The sequence below is a fragment of the Rhizobium sp. PL01 genome (assembly GCF_033447125.1).
In the GTDB taxonomy this organism is placed as follows: domain Bacteria; phylum Pseudomonadota; class Alphaproteobacteria; order Rhizobiales; family Rhizobiaceae; genus Pararhizobium.
Map to the genome: position 1 here is coordinate 1 of NZ_JAWQUM010000003.1, position 20635 is coordinate 20635.

Here is a 20635-nt window from a genome sequence, read left to right on the forward strand (position 1 = left end):
GGCCAGATTTCGGTTCAACAGCCAGCGGTAGCCAGCGGCGGTTCGCGGTCGCAGTTTCGACAGGCGGCGCGCGGTATAATCGGCCAGCACGGTTTCCAGCGTATCGCTTTTCAGCCGTGCCTCCTGTTCCTTGCGCTCGCGTTCGGCCACCTTGGGATCGACACCCGTCGTCACCTGTCCAACGATGCCTTGCGCCAGTTCGCGCGCCTTGGCGAGCGGGATGGCGGGATAGGAACCCAACGTCGCCTTGGTCACCTTGCCGCCGATTGAGTAGCGCACGGCGAAGGATTTCGAGCCGGTCTGCTGGATGATCAGATAGAGGCCGGGAAAACCGAGATCGGCGATTTCCTGCCGCTTTTCGGTTGCTGGTGCGTGCTTGCAAAATCGGTCTGTGAGTTTGACGGGCATGGTGTCCTTGGGGGAAGTCTGGGGGAAGCGTGGCACCCTGTATACAGCTGTTATCAACTGTTGTCTACTGTTGCAATAAACGGTTGATATTTATGGCTTTTTGTTCGGTATCGGCATTCAGCAGTTGCCACTTGGGGGAAGCTGTTTTGCCAGTATATCTGTGCTTGTCACAGAGATCCAGCCAGTCCAAGTCTTTGGGCTGAAAGAGTCGTTTGACCCGACCGACGTCAGGTCGCTGGATCCCCGCCACGAGGGCGAGGATGACGGAGAGTGGGTGACACTCTTTACAGAGAATCATTTTCAGTGTTTGTCAGAAGCCGTTCTCAGTGAAAGAAGACGCTGGCGCCGTGATCAGCGGAGCCTGTCGCTGCGCGGAATGGGGCGAACAGTTCACGGCCCATGCCGAATTCATTGTCAGACAGATCGGCTTCCGCCGGAGCCCGGCTTGCCAGTTCCGCAGCATCGACCAAAACCTGGATCGTGCCGTGGATGGCATCGAGCCGGATGATGTCGCCCTCGCGGATCTTGGAGATCGGCCCGCCGTCCTTGGCTTCGGGCGTCATGTGGATCGCCGACGGCACCTTGCCGGACGCGCCGGACATGCGGCCATCGGTGACAAGCGCCACGGTCTGGCCGCGATCCTGAAGGATGCCGAGCACGGTGGTCAGCTTATGCAGTTCCGGCATGCCATTGGCTTTTGGGCCCTGGAAGCGCACGACGGCAATGAAGTCGCCTTCGAGCTTGCCGTCCTTGAAGGCCGTCTGCAGCTCGGACTGATCGTGGAAGATCTTCGCCGGTGCCTCGATGACATGGCGTTCCGGCTTGACGGCCGAGATCTTGATAACCGCCTTGCCGAGATTGCCGGTCAGCATCTTCAGACCGCCGGAATGCTGGAAGGGATGTTCGACAGTCGAAAGCACCTTGGGATCATGGCTGACTTCCGGCGCCGGTTCGCGCGCGACCGTGCCGTTGGCACCGAGCTTAACGTCGATCGCATAGGCATCCAGCCCCTGGCCGAAGACTGTGCGCACGTCATCATGCAGCAGACCGTGCTTCAGAAGCTGGCTGATCAGGTAGCCCATGCCGCCGGCCGCGTGGAAATGGTTCACGTCGGCAAGACCGTTCGGATAAACACGGGCAAGCAGCGGGATGGTATCGGACAGCTCGGAAATATCCTGCCATGTCAGCGCAATACCGGCCGAACGGGCCATGGCGACAAGATGCATCGTGTGGTTGGTTGAGCCGCCGGTCGCATGCAGGCCGACGACGCCGTTGACGATCGAACGCTCGTCGATCATCTCGCCTGCCGGTGTGAATTCGTTGCCGAGCGCAGTGATGGCCAGCGCACGTTTGGTCGCTTCCTTGGTCAGCGCATCGCGTAGCGGCGTGCCCGGATTGATGAAGGAGGCACCGGGCAGGTGAAAGCCCATGATTTCCATCAGCATCTGGTTGGAATTGGCGGTGCCGTAGAACGTGCAGGTGCCGGGGCCGTGATAGGACTTTGATTCCGCTTCGAGCAGTTCGTCGCGTCCAACCTTGCCTTCGGCAAACAGCTGACGCACACGGGACTTTTCGTCGTTCGGCAGGCCTGTGGTCATCGGGCCGGCCGGAATGAAGACGGCTGGCAGATGGCCGAAGGTCATCGCGGCGATCATCAGGCCGGGCACGATCTTGTCGCAGACACCGAGATAGACGGTTGAATCGAACATGTTGTGCGACAGGCCGACACCTGCGGCCATCGCGATCAAGTCGCGGGAAAACAGCGAAAGCTCCATGCCTGGCTGTCCCTGGGTGACGCCATCACACATGGCCGGGACGCCGCCTGCCACCTGCGCCACGCCGCCGACATCATGGGCCGCCTGGCGGATCAGGGCCGGGTAGTTTTCGAACGGCTGGTGAGCCGAGAGCATGTCGTTGTAGGAGGTGATGATCCCGAGATTGAGCACTTCATCGCCGGAGAGCGCCACCTTCTCGGAGGGGGAACAGACGGCGAAGCCATGGGCAAGGTTGCCACAGCCGAGAACCGAACGGGTGACGCGCTTGGATGCAGCCGAGCGAACGCGGGCGAGATAAGGTTCGCGATAAGGCTTTGAGCGTTCGACGATGCGAGCGGTGATCGCAGCAATACGGGCATCAGCGGACATGACAATCCTGTTCCGGAGTGTTCGGCACTCCTGTGATCGGCGTGGTTTCGGTTATCCGGGTCTTGGGTCCCCGGATTCGGGCTTAAAGCATGTCGCGCAAAAGTGTGCAGCGGTTTGCGATAACGACATGCGTAAAATCAAAAGACCCAAAGCGCAGGAAGCGATCCAGAGATCGCGACCCGCTTTAGGGGGCCCAGTAGATCTGAAGCGGGGAGGCGGCCCGGCGCAGTATGGCCCGGATCGGCATCTCCGCCTCGTCACCGGGCGCTTCAGCCTTGGCAAGAACGTCCTTCTTGGCCGCTCCCTCAATATGGAGCACCAGAAGTCGGGCATCCTGAAGGCTGGAGAATGTAAATGTCAGGCGCGGCTCGCCGGCTCCCTCGGCTTCCATCGTCATCAAACCGCGCGGCGTGGCCGGATCAAGCGCCTCGGCAAGGCGCGAGCCACCCGGAAAGAACGAGGCCGTATGTCCGTCACCGCCCATGCCGAGAATGACCACGTCGAAGGGACAGCCAAGCGCGGCGGTCTGCTTGTTAGCCGTCGCCGCGGCCTCTTCCGCTGTCGCCGCCGGATAATAGAGCGGCTGGAAAAGGGCTGAGGCGGCAGCATTGGTCAAAAGGTTGTCTTTGACGAGCTTTTCGTTGGAGCGGTCGGTATCGGGCGCAACGAAACGTTCGTCGACCAGGGTCACCGTGACCTTGGTCCAGTCGATCGATTTGCCGGACAGTGCTTTAAAGAACGCCTTTGGCGTCGAGCCGCCGGAGACGGCGATGCAGGCTTCGCCGCGTGCCGCAACGGCGGCGGACAGTGCCGAAGCCACAGCCTCGGCCAGGCCTTCCGCCAGATCTGCACCATTGTCGAATACATGCATCGCAGCCGTCATGGCTCTTATCCTCAGATCACTTCATGCCAGGTGCGGCCGTCCCGCTCGATGAGCGCGATGGCCTGGCTCGGTCCCCAGGTGCCAGCCGTATAGGACTGGACCTGCTGGTTGACGGCTTCCCAGGATTTCAGGATCGGATCGACCCAGCGCCATGCCGCTTCGACTTCGTCGCGGCGCATGAACAGGGTCTGGTTGTTGCGCACCACGTCGAGCAGCAGGCGCTCATAGGCGTCGGCGCTGCGGGCATTGAAGGCTTCGGCGAAGGTCATGTCGAGCGAGACGTTGCGCAGGCGCATGCCGCCCGGACCGGGGTCCTTGATCATCAGCGACTGCTTGACGCCTTCGTCCGGCTGCAGGCGGATGATCAGTTGATTGGCCTCGATGCGGCCGGCGGCATCGTCGAAGATCGAATGCGGGATCGGCTTGAAGGTGATGACGATTTCCGACATGCGGCCGGCCATGCGCTTGCCGGTGCGGATGTAGAAGGGAACGCCGGCCCAACGCCAGTTGTTGATTTCGGCCTTGATGGCAACGAAGGTCTCGGTGTTGGACACGCCGCCTTCGAGCTCTTCAAGATAGCCCTTGACCGCACCGCCTGCCGAAGCGCCAGCCTTGTACTGGCCACGCACCGTCATCTTCTCGACATTGCTCGGATTGATCGGCTTCAGCGCGCGCAGCACCTTCAGCTTTTCGTCGCGCACGGCTTCCGCGTTCATCGACGGCGGAACTTCCATCGCAACAAGGCAGAGAAGCTGCAGAATATGGTTCTGCACCATGTCGCGCAGCGCGCCAGCCTTGTCGTAATAGCCGGCACGGCTTTCCAACCCGACCGACTCGGCAACGGTGATCTGGATATGGTCGATGTAGGACGAGTTCCAAAGCGGTTCGTACAGCGTGTTGGCAAAGCGCAGCGCCATCAGGTTCTGCACGGTTTCCTTGCCGAGATAATGGTCGATACGGAAGATCTGTTCTTCCTTGAACACCTTGCCGATCGTGTCGTTAAGCTCGAGTGCAGACGCAAGGTCTCGGCCGATCGGCTTTTCGACGACGATGCGTGTCATCTTGGTGATCAGCTTGTGGTCACGGATCTTCTCCGAGATATCGCCGAAGATCGCCGGGGCGACGGCGAGGTAGAAGGCGCGAACGCGGTCCTTGCCTTCGTCCAAAAGTGCCTTCAGCTGATCCCAGCCGTTGTCCGACTTGGCATCGACTGGAATATAGAAAAGACGGTCGGTGAAGGTCTTTACCTGCGCCTCGTCATACTCGCCTGCCTTCAGATGCTCCTTAAGGGCGTCGGTGGCAAATTTGCGGTATTCTTCATGGCTGAGCACGCTGCGCGATGCACCGATAATGCGGGTCGGATCGGTGAGTTGGCCATCCAGCTGGCGATGATAAAGGGCAGGAAGCAATTTGCGTTCGGCAAGGTCGCCGGTGCCTCCGAAAACCACATAGTCAAAGGGTTCCACAGGAATGATCTGGCTGCTCATGAGAAATCTCGATCTCGTTCTGGTCTGAGGAGTGTATAATCTAATCGATTTAAAAGCGCTAGGGTGCGACGCAACAAAATGCGTTTCGTCGGCCTTTGAGGTCCGGCTTTTAAAACTTGTCGCGCAAGGCATACCAGCTGAGTGCGACGAACAAAAGCACGGAGCGGAACCGCGTGCCGCCCGGAAATGCCGGAACGTTCAGCTCCCGGAACAGGTCGAGGTCCGAGCGGTTACCGGTCACCATGTCGGAATAGAGCTTGCCGCAATAGTTTGACAGCATGACGCCATGGCCGGAATAGCCGCCAATCGAGGTGACGCCCGGCATGACTTCGCGCACGAAGGGTTGGCGCGGCAGCGTAATGCCGACTGAGCCGCCCCAGGAGTGGGTCATCTCGATATTCGCGAGCTTGGGGTAGATCTCGGTGATCTGCCGGCGGATATGCTCGGAAATCTCGCGTGGATTGTCCGCCGTATAAGCCTCGCGCCCGCCAAACAGCAGCCGCCCATCCTTCGATTTGCGGAAATAGCGCACGACGAAGCGCGAATCGGCAACGGCTTCGCCGCCGGGAAGAACATCCGGAAAATCGCCGAGCACCTTGGTGGCGCCGATGAACGAGCGGATCGGCATGACATGCCGTGCGGTCACCGGTTCGAGATTGCCGATATAGCCATTACAGGCAATCAAGGCCCGGTCGGCGCGGATCGTGCCCTTGTCGGTCTCGATGGTGACGCGGCCACCTGCCTGGTTGATCTTCAGCGCCTTGGTCTGCTCATGCAATGAAGCGCCAGCAAAGGCGGCCTGTTTTGCCAGGCCGACCAGCAGTTTCATCGGCTGTATATGGCCGGTTCCAGTATCGCGGATGCCGAACAGATAGCGCTCGGAGCCGAGCCGCTCGACGGTTTCGTCCCGGCCCATGAAGCTCTGATGAGAATAGCCATAGCGTGAGGAAGCGATCTCGACGCTGTCGCGGTACTCTTTTTCGAGGCGTGGCTTGTGGCAGACGTTCAGCTGTCCCTCGACATACTCGATATCGATGCCGTGCGCGGATGCGAAGTCGAGCAGGTACTTCTTGGCATCTTCGGCCAGATCGAACAAAGCCTTCGATCTCTCGAAGCCGAGCGATCCTTCCATCTCTTCGGGCGACCAGCGCTGACCGGTGCCGAGTTGGCCGCCATTGCGGCCCGATGCGCCGTCGCCGAGGCGGCAGGCATCGATCAGCGTGACGCGAACACCTTTTTGGGCAAGATTATATGCCGCTTGAAGACCGGTGAAACCGCCGCCGACGATGGCGACATCTGTCTCGACCGAGCCGGAGAGGGCCGGATATTCCGGCCGCTCCGGGACGTTTGACTCATACCAGGAAATCCCCGGCGAGATCGGGCTTTGCCAAGGCATGGCTGCGCCTTTCGTATCAGACATTGAGAAGCAGGTATTCGCGTTCCCAGGGGCTGATCACCTGCATGAAGGTTTCGAACTCGCCCCGCTTCACGCCACCATAGATGGCGATGAATTCCGGGCTGAAGATTTCGGCAAAGGCTGGTTCTGCCTCAAGCAGCGACACCGCTTCCAGCAAGCCCCGCGGCAGGTCGATCGTGCCCTTGTCGGCCGATGCTTCGGCTGGTGCCGATGGTTCCAGACCCTGTATGATGCCGAGATAACCGCAGCCGAGCGAAGCAGCGAGCGCCAAGTATGGATTGGCGTCCGAGCTTGGCAGGCGGTTTTCGACACGCCGGGCGATGGGCTCTGAAACCGGAATGCGAAACGCCGTTGTCCGGTTGTCATAGCCCCAGGCGTTGTTGACCGGTGCCGACATGTCTGGCGTCAGCCGCCGGTACGAATTCACATAAGGGGCCATCATCGACAGCGCCTTCGGGACAAACGTCTGCATACCACCGATGAAGGAGAAGAACTCCTTGGACGGCGTCCCATCGGCATTGGAAAACAGGTTCCGGCCGGTGTTCACCTCGATGACAGACTGGTGGATATGCATGGCGGACCCGGCCTGCGCCTGCATCGGCTTGGCCATGAAGGTCGCGTAGATACCATGCTTTAGCGCCGCTTCGCGGATCGTCCGCTTGAACATGAAGACCTGGTCGGCAAGCTCGATCGGATCGCCGTGACGAAGGTTGATTTCCAGCTGCGCCGGGCCTTCCTCGTGGATCAGCGTATCGATCTCGAGACCCTGCTTTTCAGAGAAGTGGTAGATATCGTCGATCAGTTCGTCGAATTCGTTGACGCCGGCAATCGAATAGCCCTGTCCACCCTGGATGGCGCGCCCGGACCGGCCCTTCGGCGGGTGCAGCGGGTAATCCGGATCCTCGTTCTTGGCGACCAGATAGAATTCGATTTCCGGTGCCACGACCGGCTTCCAGCCTCTCTGGTGATAGAGGTCGAGCACATGCTTCAGGACGTTGCGGGGGGTATAGGGAACTTTTTCACCCTGCGAACCCGCAATGTCGCAGATCACCTGCGCCGTCGGGTCGCTTTCCCAGGGGACGACCGAAAGGGTCGAAAGGTCGGGTACCAGCTTGATGTCGCTGTCCCGGCTGTCATAGCGGAAATTGCCCGTCTCTTCTGGGTATTCGCCGGAAATGGTGTGGCGGTAGATTGCTGAAGGCAGTGCCAGGGAGGTGTTGGAGGTGAATTTCGAAGACGGCATCATCTTGCCGCGCGGAACGCCGGCGATATCAGGCGTGATGCATTCGATATCTTCGATGCCACGGATCTTCAGCCAGTCGGCGGCTTCTTTCCAGGTTTTCACTCCGCGTGGAGCTTGCAGTGCGGCGGGTATTTTCGAAGTCTTGACAGTCCTTGCAGATGGTTGGGCAGCATTTCTTCTGACGGGCATAAATCACCGGTTTTGGGTTCGGATGAGGCATCATAGCCACAGTTTGGCAATTGGCTAGGGTGAAAACCGGGACTTTCGCCGCCGTACAGGCTGTATTCGCGCCGATTGCAGCAACAGCGATTGACTTTGACGTCCTTGCCTTCGAAAGAAAACTGAAACGGGAATGGATGTCTTGGCCGAGCAATTCGACGTGGTGATAATCGGGGCAGGCGCTGCCGGCATGATGGCAGCGATCGAGGCGGGCAAGCGTGGCCGCCGCGTCGCCGTGCTCGATCATGCAAAGGCGCCGGGCGAAAAAATCCGCATCTCCGGTGGCGGACGCTGTAACTTCACCAATATCCATGCCAGCCCGAAGAATTTCCTCTCAGCCAATCCGCATTTCTGCAAGTCGGCCTTGGCGCGCTACACGCCGCACGATTTCATCGGTCTGGTCGATCGCTACACCATCGCATGGCATGAAAAGGCGCTTGGCCAGCTGTTCTGCGACGACACCGCCAAGGACATTATCCGCATGCTCCTGACGGAAATGAAGGAAGCCCGCGCTGTCCTGCGGCTCGGCGCGCAGATCCAGACAATCGACAAAACCGTTTCCGGTTTTCGGGTCGTCACGGCGGACGGCGCGATTGATTGTTCATCACTGATCGTTGCCAGCGGTGGAAAATCGATCCCGAAAATGGGCGCGACCGGCTTTGCCTACAAGCTTGCCGAGCAGTTTGGCCTGCCGCTGGTCGAAACCCGTCCGGGACTGGTGCCGCTGACGCTTGACCCAGCGCAGCTCGAAAGCCTGAGCGCGCTTGCCGGCGTCGCCGTCGACGCACAGGCCCGCTCCGGCAAGACGATGTTCGAGGAAGCGCTGCTGATCACCCATCGTGGCTTGAGCGGCCCCGCGATCCTGCAAATATCCTCCTACTGGCGCGAGGGCGGGGACATTCGCCTCAGCCTGCTGCCGCACGTCGATATCGCGGCTCTCTTGAAGACGGCGCGCAAGGAGAATGGCCGTCAGGCACTACAGACGGCGCTGGCCGAACCCATGCCGAAAAGGCTGGCGCAGTTCTTTACTGAAGCCGCCGGGCTCAATAACCGGCCGCTCGCCGATCTCTCCGACAAAGCCATCGATGCCTTCTGTCTCACGATCAAGGACTGGGCCATCACGCCTGCCGGCTCGGAAGGTTACCGCACCGCCGAGGTGACACTGGGCGGGGTCGATACAAGAGCACTCGATTCCCGCACCATGCAGGCGCGCGACGTTCCCGGCCTCTATTTCATCGGTGAATGCGTCGATGTCACCGGCTGGCTTGGCGGTTACAATTTCCAATGGGCGTGGGCATCGGGCTTTTCGGCGGGGCAGGCGGCATGAACGGCACAAAGCTGAGCTGACTTCAGCGATTGTTAAGACATCTCGCCGAACCTGTTTGAAACGCTGGCACAACAGCCCTGCGCAACGGTAAAGATGCAGTTTTCAAGAATTGTTTCAGAAAAGTGACATTTTTACTCTTTTGTGAGCTGATGCAACATGATGTGGGCTGGCGGTCCAGATCATCCGGGTCTATTGTTACTTAGGTCGAAAGGAAATGATGCCATGAATCAGTCACGCAATCGTTCCACAGCCCGCGCAATCGCAATTGCGAAAGCCGACGAAAGCGCAGCGCGCAAGGCTTTGCTGATCCGCGTTTCAGTGATCGCCGTGTTCGCTCTTGCAGCGCTCGTGGCCCTGCCGACTTTCTGGTCCTTCTAAACAAGCTGCTTCTGTTTTTGAGTGATGACTGCGTTGTGCGCTATGTTTCAGCACGCAGTATTGTGCAGCTCTTTCGCTTGACGGTAAGCGAAAGGACCATCTGAAACGATTTAGGCCGCATTTATTCAAATATTAATCGTTCCCGTTGAAGAATGTTTATCAACGGAGCCTGCCGTGATCTTAGCCCCGGGAGGCGGCGGATCATGCAATGAATGCCTGGCAGGCTGGCGGCGATGCGCCGCATGATTTTTCAGTCAAATCACCAGCTTGTTGGCGTACCGGGGAAGCCTTTGAGGGCTTGAGGAGGGCGGACGCAGGCTGCGAGCCAAGGTGCGTTCATGTTCATCGACAAGATTCTTGCCCGCTTTAAAATCCAGACCAAGGTATTGTTGTTTATTCTGCCCTTCGTCGTCAGCATCAGTGCTGTCGGCATCACCGGGCTTTACGCGTCCGGGTTGCTGCAGGGACGGATGGAAATTTCCAACAGTGTCCTGCAGTCGCTAAGCGGCTTCAAGGACGTTTATGCCGGTATGAACGCTTTCCTCCAGAACACGTCAGAAGAAACCCGGCAGGCTGTTGTCACGAAGCTGGAGACCCAGCAGGACGTTCTCGCGGCGACGCTCTCGCAGGTCGTCGACAAGGAAGGCCGCCAGCAGCTTCAGATGGCTGTCGACGGCAGCACGAAAATCGATGACCGGGTCGGCCAGTTGTGGACCCTGTTTGAAAACGAAGTGAGCTTGCGCAAGTCCATCAACGTCAGCCTTGGCAATCTGCTCAGTGAGCAGATGAAAGTGCTTGAGGAAGCAACCAAGATGGAACGCGCCGTGCGCAAGGACGAGGAAGCGGCAAAGACGCTGTTGCGCGAAGCCGAGCGCCTGACCTCTTCCGGCGACACCGTGGCTTCCCTCGTGACGAATTTCGCATTGGCAAATGCCAATACCGACAAGGCTGCCGGTGCGGCGGCGGCAATCGGGGTCGCGGCAGAGTCCTACGGTCCCATGAGCAAGGTGCTGCGCAAGATCAGCTCGGCCCTGCCGCCGGAGCGAAAAGCCGCTGCAGAAACAATGAAGAAGACGATCGACGAGATCAAGGCGCTGGTTGATGGCGGTGACAAGAGCGAGGAGACGGCCGCTTCCATCGGCAAGCTCATCGCGCGCTTCCGCCAGACGAGCATCCAGCTGAACACCGCGGCGGTTTCGAAGATGAAAGAGGCAACGGCAACATTCGGTAAGCTGGATGCGCCGCTGGTCAAGGCCGGTGCCGTGCTGACGGATACCCGCAAGCTGGTCAATTCTGTTTACTCCATCCGGATCGCTGCAGCGAGTTTCCTTGAAAAATCGGATGAAGAAGGCCGTCAGCGTCTTGCCCGGGAGTTCAAGGTGATGGAGCAGGATATTCAAAGCCTTGCCGGGACAGCGGGCGACATGGAGTTTTTCTCCAAGCTCGTCGGCGCATTGAAGCCAATCATCGAGAAAATGGGCAGCGACAGCGCCACGCTGGTCGATATCAGCCAGAAGCGCAACGCGGAGTTCACGGCCGCTGCTGCCGAGATCGACGACATCTGGGCTCAGCTCACAGCATTCGCAGAGGGGCAGAAGACGACAGCCTCCGTCGAGCGCGACAAGGCCAACCAGGTATCCGTCATGGCGACCGTGCTGGGCGTTCTCATCGCGCTTCTCGCCGGCGGTGCGCTGGTGCTAACGCTAAAAGGCCCGATCGGCCAGATCACCGCCGCGATGCGCCGGCTTGCCGACGGCGCACTCGACACCTCGATCGATGGCGGCGCCCGCCGCGACGAGATCGGTGACATGGCTCGGGCGCTCGGTATCTTCAAGGAAAATGCCTTGTCCAAGGTCCGCATCGAGGCCGAAAGCGAAGAGCAGCGGGCGCAGGCCGACGCGGAACGCAGCCGCAATGACACGGAAAAGCGCGCCCTCGACAGCCAGATCGATTTCGCCGTCAGCCAGCTCGCCGCGGGTCTTGGCCGCCTGGCGCAGGGCGACCTGTCCCAGCAGATCGAAACGCCGTTTACCGGCCGCCTCGAACAATTGCGCATGGACTTCAACGGCTCGCTGATCCGCCTGCAGGACACGTTGCTGCAGATCCGCAACAATGCCCTGTCGATCCAGCGCAGCGGCAATGACATGCATGCATCGGCCGATTCGTTGTCGAAGCGCACCGAGGCGCAGGCCGCGTCCCTGGAAGAAACGGCCGCTGCCGTCGACCAGATCACCGTCACCGTCCGTTCCTCGGCCGAGCGTGCCCATGAGGCCAATGTCGCCGTTACGCACACCAAGAAGAGCGCCGACAGCTCGGCCGTTGTCGTCAGCAGCGCCATCGCCGCCATGGGCCGCATCGAGGACGCTTCGCACCAGATTGAACAGATCATCGAAGTCATCGACGAGATTGCCTTCCAGACCAATCTGCTGGCATTGAACGCCGGTATCGAAGCGGCGCGTGCCGGCGATGCAGGTCGAGGCTTTGCAGTCGTTGCCCAGGAAGTGCGGGAACTTGCCCAGCGTTCGGCTGATGCTGCCCGCCAAATCAAGGGCCTGATCAACAAGTCGACGCAGGAAGTGAATTCCGGGTCACAACTGGTTCAGGAAACGGGCGCGGTGCTCGCTTCGATCAGCCAGCAGATCGTCTCGGTCAGCAGCCATGTGGAAATGATCGCAACCGCCAGCCGCGACCAGGCTGCGGCGCTGCACGAGGTCAACGGCTCCGTCAACCAGATGGACCAGATGACCCAGCAGAACGCCACCATGGTCGATCAGGCAACCAACGCCAGCCGCGAACTCGCCAATCAGGCCGATACGCTGATGATGCTGGTCGATCAGTTCCGTCTGGAGCCGGTCAGCACTGGACGCCAGATCGGCCGCGCCGCCTGATCAAGCAGAGAGTTCGAACGCGAAAAGCCCGGCGTCCTCAGGATCGCCGGGCTTTTCGTTTGCTGCCTTATCGCACCCAGCGCAGGCAAAGCAGGCGCAGCGCGCTGGACATTCTGCTGGACAGGCGGTTCCGGTTGATCACCTCCTGGAATTCGTGCGGCCTGCGTCCGTCCTTCGCCAGCATATCCGCCAACAAAACTATTCCCATCATCTCTGGCATTGCAGTTCCTTCGGCAACAGAAAGCCGTTGCCGGACGGATGTCCCGCAGCCAACGTTCTTCAATCTGGGGTGAGAAAGCGGCTCGGCCACGCTCCGTTTACGCTCCGAACCTATGCTTCAAAAATCGGTTTATAAACGCAAGAAACCGGAGTACATTTTTCATTTATGAAAGACGTAACCTGGGATTCCTATCAGATTTTTTTAGCTGTCGCGCGCCATGGCGGCTTGACCGGCGCTGCGCAAGCCAATGGTTTGAGCCCAGCTACGGTGGGCCGCCGCGTGCTCGACCTGGAGCAGGGGATCGGCCGGCAGCTGTTTGTGCGCAGCCAGACCGGTTACCGGCTAACTGCCGACGGGCAGGCTCTGTTCGAGCAGCTGCAGGCGATGGATGCTGTTGCTCGCAAGGTCGATGGCTGGCGGCAAGAGGCGCATGGCGCGTCGGTGGTGCGGCTGATGGCCGGTACCTGGGTGACGTGGCTGGTCTGCGAAAATGTCCAGGCAATCTGGAGCGAACGCGACGGGTTTCGCCTCGATATGTCCGTTTCCGAGCGCCGGGCGACGCTGGCGCACCGCGAAAGCGACGTAGGCGTGCGCGCGGTGGTGCCGGAAGAGCCGCATCTGGCCAGCCGCCATACGGGCGACGTCGCCTATGCAACCTACCGGCAGCGCAATGCGCCGGAGGGGCTGGCGTCTGCCTGGCTTGCCGTGTCGGAGGAGGACGCGATTTCGCCTTATCTGCGCTGGCCGCATGAGCAGGCAGCCGCCTCGATCGCCGTCATCGTCAGCCGGCCGCGCTCGCTGCTCGATCTCGCCCGCGCCGGTGCCGGGCAGGCGGTTCTGCCCTGTTTCGTCGGAGATCTCGATCCGGGTCTGGAGCGGGCCGGCGATGAGCTGAAACAATTGCGTCACGGGCAATGGATCGTCACCAACAGCGAAGACCGCCACCGCCGCGAAATCCGCACGGTTTCCGAGCGTTTTTTCCGATTGCTCAAAAGCCATGCTGATCTCTTTGCCGGCAAGCGCCCGAGCCGAAACGTCTAACGGTGGCGGCGAACAACATTCGGGCGGCGCTTAAACGCAAAACCCCGACGGGATAAGTCCCGCCGGGGTTCTCGTCGACAGAGTACCATGCCTCAGCCGCGTCCCTGCGTGACGATGACCGGGATCAGCAGATCGCCCCAGTTTCCCTCGCCACCATGATGGCGGGCCGAGCGGACAAGCTCGACGGAAACACCGGCATCAACGGCCTTCATCACGGCCTGATTGAGCCTGTGCAGGTCATTGGCAACCATGCGGATCATCGCCTGCTGTTCCGGTGTCATGGCCGAGGACTGTTCTTCGGCCCGTTCCTTGACGCGTGTCTGGACTGTCATGTTCGTTCCTCCTTGGTTGATGATGGGTCTAAGACCCCTCCCAACCCCTCCTCCTTGTGGGGAGGGGTTGGGAGGGGAGTTTTTACTCCGCCGCCGGGCGGAATTGTTCGTGTTCGGTCGATTCATGCATGGCGGTGGTCGAGGACTTGCCGCCGGTGATGGCCATTGAGACGGCGTCGAAATAGCCGGTGCCGACTTCGCGCTGGTGTTTGGTCGCGGTATAGCCGTTGACCTCGGCGGCAAATTCCGCCTCCTGCAGTTCCGAATAGGCGGCCATCTGCCGGTCCTTGTAGCCGCGCGCCAGTTCGAACATGCCGAAGTTCAGCTGGTGGAAGCCGGCCAGCGTGATGAACTGGAACTTGTAGCCCATGGCGCCGAGTTCACGCTGGAACTTGGCGATCGTCGCGTCGTCAAGGTTCTTTTTCCAGTTGAACGACGGCGAGCAATTGTAGGCAAGCTTCTTGCCCGGATGCACCTTGTGCACCGCCTCGGCAAACCTGCGGGCCTGTTCGAGATCGGGCTTGCCGGTCTCCATCCAGATCAGGTCGCAATAGGGGGCGTAAGCAATGGCGCGGGCGATGCAGGGCTCGATGCCGTTCTTGACCTGATAGAAACCTTCGGTCGTTCGCCCGGCATCGTAATCGACGAAGGGCTGGTCGCGCTCATCGATATCGGAGGTCAGAAGCTTTGCGGCCTCCGCGTCGGTGCGGGCGATGACCAATGTCGGCGTGCCCATGACGTCGGCTGCCAGACGCGCGGCATTCAGGTTGCGGATATGGGCAGCCGTCGGGATCAGAACCTTGCCACCGAGATGGCCGCACTTCTTTTCCGAAGCCAGCTGATCCTCATAGTGAACCCCGGCTGCGCCCGCCTCGATGAAGGACTTCATGATCTCGAAAGCGTTGAGCGGCCCGCCGAAACCGGCCTCGGCATCGGCAACGATCGGGGCGAACCAAGTGTCGACGGACAGGCCTTTGCCCTCGGACGTTTCGATCTGGTCGGCGCGCTGGAGCGTGCGGTTGATGCGCTTGGCCAGTTCAGGTGCGGCGTTGGCCGGATAAAGCGATTGGTCGGGATACATCGACGATGCGGTGTTGCTGTCGGCCGCGACCTGCCAACCGGACAGGTAGATCGCCTTCAATCCGGCGCGGACCTGTTGCATGGCCTGATTGCCGGTCATGGCGCCGAGCGCGTTGACAAAATCTTCCTCGTGGATCAGCTGCCACAGCCGGTTTGCACCCATTTCGGCCAACGTGTGGCGGATCTGGACCGAGCCGCGAAGACGCTTGACGTCTTCTGCCGTGTAGGGGCGATCGAGACCATAGAAACGGCCCTTCGGTGCGCCGGGAACGAGATTGTAAAAATCAGTCATAAACATCCTCCTGCAAATTTTCGGGTGCCGTTCGACTTTGGTTTAACAGACACTCGATCAACGAATTCAATGTGACGAGTTTTACAATGCGTCGCACAAAACAGCGAGAACAAAAGAATTGTTGGGCCTTTGAAAAGGGTTATCATGTCTTGTCTTTTACAGAGACCTCTTGTAATTTTGTAAATGATGTAAATATCCTGATTGCCCGCGAATTTGTAAAAGGCGTGACAAATGGCTGAAAACAAGATTTTTGCCGGCGCCCGCGTTCGGCGTATCCGCAATGGCCTGTCGCTGACCCAGACGGCGATGGCCGAGGCGCTGGGCATCTCGCCGTCCTACCTCAACCTCATCGAGCGCAATCAGCGGCCGCTGACGGTGCAGCTGCTTCTTAAGTTGGCATCGGTCTACAAGGTCGATCTCGATGAACTGCAGGGCGAGGCATCCGGCAGCGTCGCGCAATTGCGCGAAATGTTCGCCGATCCCCTGCTGTCCGGAGAGCTTCCCGGTGATCAGGAACTGATCGAAGTGTCTGAAGCCGCCCCGAATGCCGCGATGGGCGTGCTAAAGCTCTATCGTGCCTACCGCGAACAGTCTGCCCGGTTGAAAGACCTGAGTGCGCTGCTGTCCGACCAAGGGCATATGGCAGCACTGTCGGATGCGCGCCTGCCGATGGACGAGGTGCGCGACATCTTCGAAACCCGTCCGCATTATTTTGCCCGCATCGATGAAGCGGCCGAAGCCTTCCACGCCCAACTCGCTCCGGGTGACGATCTCGCTGGCGCGTTGAAAACCTGGCTGCGCAAGGAGCATGGACTGACCGTCCGCACACTGCCTGTGCATGTCATGCCGGACCTGCGCCGCCGCTTTGATCGGCATTCGATGCGCCTGTTTCTGTCGGAGCGGTTGTCCCTGCCGGATCAGTTGCGCGAGATTGCCATGGAGGCGGCACAGATTGCCTTTCCAGAGGCAGTTGCTGCCGATCTCGATCATCTGGCATTCTCGACAGGGGAGGCCCGGCGGATCGGCCGCTTTGAGCTGGCCCGCTATGCCGCCCATGCGATCATGATGCCATATGGCGCATTTCTGGCCGCAACGCAGCGGGCAAAATACGATCTCGACGTGCTGTCCGCCCGCTTTCAGGTTTCCTTCGAACAGGCCGCAAACCGGCTGGTGACGCTGCAGCGTCCGGGGGCTTCAGGCCTGCCATTTTTCCTGATGGAGATCGATCATGCCGGGCATTGTCTCCGCAAATCCGGTGCGCTGGGCTTTCCGCAGGCGCGGTTCGGTGGCAGCTGTCCCAAGCTCAATATTCATGCAGCGTTTTCGCAGGCCGGACAGGTTTTGGCCGATCGTGTCGAGATTTTCGGCGGCGGGGAGTTCTTGACGGTTGCCCGGACTGTCGAGGGGCCACGCACCAGTTTTCAGGAGCGCGTGCGCCGTACTGCCCTACTGGTGGGGTGCGATGCCGCCCATGCGCAGGAGACGATCTATGGCGAGGCGCCACTGGTGACCGTCGCCGGCGGCACAGCCTGCCGTCTCTGCGAACGGCGGGGCTGTCTTGCCCGGGCCGAACCGCCGGTCACCCGGCCGCTCGGGCTGGATGAGATGGTGACCGGTTTGAGCGCGTTCGATTTTCAGTAACTGCCGTTTAGTAACTGACCGGATGGTGGGCCGGCAGAAGCGGGGCGTCTGGCGCGAAGCATTCCGAGGCAAGACCTGTCGTATAGCCACGCGTGATGTGCGCCTTTGCGGCGTAGGTGGGGTTCTTCATCAGGATCGCGTGCAGTTCCGGCAGGTTGTAATAGGGCACGCCCGGATAAAGGTGGTGTTCCAGGTGATAGTTGATGTTGTGGGGCGCGAAGAACAGCTTTTCCCAGAGGTGCGGATAGACCGTGCGCGAGCTGCCCAGTTCGTCTGAATAGTCCATGCTGCCAAAATGCTCGGCAACGCTGCGGACATACAGGAAGAGGCAAAAGAAGGTGAAGAACGGCACCAGCCAATAAAGGGTGAAATCCGTCCAGAGCCCGAAGACCGAGAAGATCAGAGCAGCCGTGATATAGAAGCCGAGCCGCAACAGCTTGTAGGTCCGGGTCGAGCGGTCATGCTTGGCGATGCGCTTGGCCATATGCAGGATATCGCGGATCGAATTGACCGCAACAAGATAGCCGAGCAGTTGCACGACGCCACGCCAGACCTTCTGCGGGAAGGTGAATTGCGTCATGCCGAGCTTGGCAGCCCAGTCCGGATCATCGTCGGTATTGGTATGCTGGTGATGGGCAAGGTGGTTCATCCGGTAGCCATCGACGGTCGCCATGATCGGCCATGCCAGAAGAAGGTCGCTCATCCAGTCGCTGAGCTTGCGGTTCTTGATGATGCGGTAATGGGCGGCCTCGTGCATCAGGCAGCCGAAGGCATGCATCCGCCCGGCAATAACCAGCACGGCGGCGAAATAGGCCAGCGGGTGCTGCATATATTTGCTGAAGGCGATGGCGCCGGCGATCAATGCCCAGTCGAAACCGATGACCAGAAGTGTCCGGTGGGATTGCAGGACGGAGAGACGTTTCAATTCCCGTGGATCGATCCGCTGCGACTTGACACTCATGATGGCCAACTCCGAAACGCAAAACGTGCGCGCAAAATCGCATTCCGGACATGGTTAAGCAATCGTAAACACTGTCGTGCCGGATCGATTTGAGCTTATGGTTAATCCGCCTTCGATGGGTGGGCGTTTTCTGTCACTGTATGGATGTCACACTGAAAAGATTCGGCTTTTGCCGGTGGTCGTGAAAAAATCGGGAAGCGGCCGAATGGCCGGATGGCGCGTGTAAAAGCGCTTGTGGTTGTCAGAAAACATGCCTACCTTCCAGACGCGCATACGGAGGGACAGACTGGCAGGCGACGGCAGCGTGCCCGGACTGATCCGATAAAACCAAGGGGAATTCTATGTCGCGTACGATTGCCACAGCCTTTGCCGCGTTGATCCTCAGCGGGTCCGCAACCATTGCCTTCGCGCAGGAGCGCGTTGTCAATGTCTACAACTGGTCCGATTACATCGATGCCAGCATTCTCGAAGACTTCACCAAGGAAACCGGCATCAAGGTCGTCTATGACGTCTTCGACAGCAACGAGATCCTCGAAACCAAGCTGCTCGCAGGCGGCACCGGCTATGACGTCGTCGTGCCAACGGCCAGCTTCCTGCAGCGCCAGATCGCTGCTGGCGTGTTTCAGAAGCTCGACAAGTCGAAGCTGCCGAACCTGTCCAATATGTGGGACGTGATTTCCGAGCGCATCCAGAAATATGACCCCGGCAACGAATACGCCATCGACTATATGTGGGGCACCACCGGCATCGGCTATAATGTCGAGAAGGTGAAGCAGATCCTCGGCACCGACGAGGCACCGACATGGGACGTGATCTTCAAGCCGGAAGTCGCCGCAAAGTTCAAGGATTGCGGTATCCACATTCTCGATTCCGCGTCCGACGTTCTGCCGTCCGCCCTGGCCTATCTCGGTCTTGATCCCGACAGCCGTACCCCGGATGACCTGAAGAAGGCGGAGGAGCTTCTGACGTCCATCCGCCCTTACGTTCGCAAGTTCCATTCGTCTGAATATATCAATGCGCTTGCCAATGGCGACATCTGCCTTGCCGTCGGTTATTCCGGTGACGTGTTCCAAGCGCGTGACCGCGCCGCCGAAGCCAAGGCCGGCGTCACGGTCAACTATGTCATCCCGCCGACCGGCGCGCAGATGTGGTTCGACGTGATGGCCATCCCGGCCGACGCACCGCATGTCACTGAAGCCCATGAGTTCCTGAACTACATGATGAAGCCGGAAGTCGTTGCCAAGGCGTCGAACGTTGTCTTCTACGCCAATGGCAACAAGGCCTCACAGCAGTTCGTCGACAAGGCGGTGCTTGATGATACGGCGATCTATCCGACACCGGAAGTTTTGGCCAAGCTCTTTACGGTCACACCCTATGACGCCAAATCGCAGCGTCTGGTGACGCGGCTCTGGACCAAAGTGGTCACCGGCCAGTAAGTCGAAAAGAGTTGCCCGGACCTGAAGTCCGGGCAATTTTCTTTTATGGCGCTGGGGACGGCGCCGTTTGTGCATGTCATTTGGGGATAGATGATGAAGTCACTTGGCAGTATCCGGCGCTCTTTTGCTCCTTGGACAGATCCGAAATCCGTGCCATTCATCGCGGTCAAGAACGTCACCAAAAAGTTTGGTGATTTTGTCGCCGTCGACGATCTGTCGCTAGACATCTACCCCCGCGAATTCTTCGCGCTTCTCGGTGCTTCCGGCTGCGGCAAGTCAACGCTGCTGCGCATGCTGGCGGGCTTTGAGCAGCCGACTTCGGGCGAGATCATCCTTGATGGCCAGAGCCTTGCCGGCATCCCGCCCTACAAGCGGCCGGTCAACATGATGTTCCAGTCCTATGCTCTGTTCCCGCATATGACGGTCGAAAACAACATCGCCTTCGGCCTGAAACAGGATGGCATGCCGAAAGCGGATATCGCCGCTCGTGTCGAACAGATGCTGAAGCTGGTCAAGCTCGACAAATTTGCCAAGCGCAAGCCGCATCAGCTCTCCGGGGGCCAGCGCCAGCGCGTCGCGCTTGCCCGCTCGCTGGCCAAGCGGCCGAAAGTGCTGCTGCTTGATGAGCCGCTCGGCGCGCTCGACAAAAAGCTGCGTGAGGAAACCCAGTTCGAACTGATGGACCTGCAGCAGGAACTCGGCCTAACCTTCGTCGTGGTGACCCATGACCAGGAAGAGGCGATGACCATGGCCGACCGCATCGCAGTCATGGCGCATGGCAAGGTCGTGCAGGTGGCGACGCCGCCGGAAATCTATGAGGCCCCGAACTCGCGTTTCGTGGCCGATTTCATCGGCGACGTGAATATTTTCGATGGCACTGTTTCCGCCGTCGGCAATGGCACCGTCGAGATCGCAACGCAAACCGGCTTTACGGTGCGCGTCGCCTCCGCCGAGCCACCCGCCATGGGCGCCAAGGCCGGCTTTGCCGTCCGCCCGGAAAAGATCCGCGTCGGCCGCGACCGGCCCGCCTGCGCTCCGCTCAATGCCGCACAGGGCGAAATCTGGGACATCGGCTATCTCGGCGACATGACGGTTTTCCACATCAAGCTCAAGGACGGCAAGGTGATCAAGGCCTCGTCGCTCAATGCTGTCCGTGCTGTCGAGGATCCGCTCGGCTACGATCAGGAAGTCTGGATTTCGTTCGATGAAAATGCCGGCGTCGTGCTGAAGGATTGAAG

16 protein-coding genes are annotated in these 20635 nt (G+C 59.8%); 7 read left to right on the top strand and 9 right to left on the bottom strand.

Annotated features, from left to right (window positions below; genetic code table 11):
- From R6X40_RS07745 to R6X40_RS07770, 6 genes are all read right to left on the bottom strand, one after another.
- Positions 1-408 (bottom strand): Arm DNA-binding domain-containing protein (locus tag R6X40_RS07745; RefSeq protein WP_318412399.1); only part of this gene is annotated, 408 nt, incomplete at its 3' end.
- A gap of 323 nt (positions 409-731) precedes the next feature.
- A complete protein-coding gene (gene edd, locus R6X40_RS07750) occupies positions 732-2552 on the bottom strand; it encodes a phosphogluconate dehydratase (protein WP_318412400.1) in 1821 nt (606 codons plus the stop codon).
- A 184-nt stretch (positions 2553-2736) separates the two neighbouring features.
- Positions 2737-3435: a 6-phosphogluconolactonase gene (gene pgl, locus R6X40_RS07755; protein WP_318412402.1), complete on the bottom strand. Its 699-nt coding sequence runs from the start codon at positions 3433-3435 to the stop codon at positions 2737-2739.
- A gap of 11 nt (positions 3436-3446) precedes the next feature.
- Positions 3447-4922 carry a glucose-6-phosphate dehydrogenase gene (gene zwf, locus R6X40_RS07760; protein WP_318412404.1) on the bottom strand — a complete coding sequence of 492 codons (1476 nt, stop codon included), beginning with the start codon at positions 4920-4922 and terminating at the stop codon, positions 3447-3449.
- 109 nt (positions 4923-5031) lie between these two features.
- The gene (locus tag R6X40_RS07765) at positions 5032-6318 is read right to left on the bottom strand and encodes an FAD-binding oxidoreductase (protein WP_318412405.1); all 1287 of its coding nucleotides are present in this window, start codon (positions 6316-6318) and stop codon (positions 5032-5034) included.
- 16 nt (positions 6319-6334) lie between these two features.
- A complete protein-coding gene (locus tag R6X40_RS07770; protein ID WP_318412406.1) occupies positions 6335-7771 on the bottom strand; it encodes a glutamine synthetase family protein in 1437 nt (478 codons plus the stop codon).
- A 172-nt stretch (positions 7772-7943) separates the two neighbouring features.
- Here R6X40_RS07770 and R6X40_RS07775 point away from each other — a divergent pair, with 172 nt between their 5' ends.
- The 4 genes from R6X40_RS07775 (at position 7944) to R6X40_RS07790 (ending at position 13655) form a co-directional block, all read left to right on the top strand.
- A complete protein-coding gene (locus tag R6X40_RS07775; protein ID WP_318413217.1) occupies positions 7944-9128 on the top strand; it encodes an NAD(P)/FAD-dependent oxidoreductase in 1185 nt (394 codons plus the stop codon).
- Between the two features lie 222 nt (positions 9129-9350).
- Entirely contained in the window at positions 9351-9506 is a 156-nt protein-coding gene (locus tag R6X40_RS07780) for a hypothetical protein (RefSeq protein ID WP_318412407.1), read from the top strand.
- 338 nt (positions 9507-9844) lie between these two features.
- The gene (locus R6X40_RS07785; RefSeq protein ID WP_318412409.1) at positions 9845-12394 is read left to right on the top strand and encodes a HAMP domain-containing methyl-accepting chemotaxis protein; all 2550 of its coding nucleotides are present in this window, start codon (positions 9845-9847) and stop codon (positions 12392-12394) included.
- Positions 12395-12779: 385 nt separating this feature from the next.
- A complete protein-coding gene (locus R6X40_RS07790) occupies positions 12780-13655 on the top strand; it encodes a LysR family transcriptional regulator (RefSeq protein WP_318412410.1) in 876 nt (291 codons plus the stop codon).
- A 92-nt stretch (positions 13656-13747) separates the two neighbouring features.
- On the opposite strand, the gene R6X40_RS07795 is transcribed toward R6X40_RS07790, so the two are convergent.
- Positions 13748-13987, bottom strand: a complete 240-nt coding sequence (locus R6X40_RS07795; RefSeq protein ID WP_037119629.1) for a hypothetical protein — start codon at positions 13985-13987, stop codon at positions 13748-13750.
- Between the two features lie 82 nt (positions 13988-14069).
- Positions 14070-15359 (bottom strand): isocitrate lyase, encoded by a 1290-nt coding sequence (aceA, locus tag R6X40_RS07800; protein WP_318412414.1) that lies wholly within the window; start codon positions 15357-15359, stop codon positions 14070-14072.
- 231 nt (positions 15360-15590) lie between these two features.
- On the opposite strand from aceA, the gene R6X40_RS07805 reads away from it, so the two are divergent.
- On the top strand, positions 15591-17000 hold the full coding sequence (locus R6X40_RS07805) for a helix-turn-helix domain-containing protein (RefSeq protein WP_318412415.1): 1410 nt from the start codon (positions 15591-15593) through the stop codon (positions 16998-17000).
- Between the two features lie 7 nt (positions 17001-17007).
- Here the strand turns inward: R6X40_RS07805 and R6X40_RS07810 are convergent, their stop codons facing one another.
- Positions 17008-17961: a fatty acid desaturase family protein gene (locus R6X40_RS07810; protein ID WP_318412417.1), complete on the bottom strand. Its 954-nt coding sequence runs from the start codon at positions 17959-17961 to the stop codon at positions 17008-17010.
- Between the two features lie 341 nt (positions 17962-18302).
- On the opposite strand from R6X40_RS07810, the gene R6X40_RS07815 reads away from it, so the two are divergent.
- Entirely contained in the window at positions 18303-19397 is a 1095-nt protein-coding gene (locus R6X40_RS07815) for a polyamine ABC transporter substrate-binding protein (RefSeq protein WP_318412418.1), read from the top strand.
- A 93-nt stretch (positions 19398-19490) separates the two neighbouring features.
- Entirely contained in the window at positions 19491-20633 is a 1143-nt protein-coding gene (locus R6X40_RS07820; protein ID WP_318413219.1) for an ABC transporter ATP-binding protein, read from the top strand.
- The last annotated feature ends 2 nt before the right edge of the window (positions 20634-20635 follow it).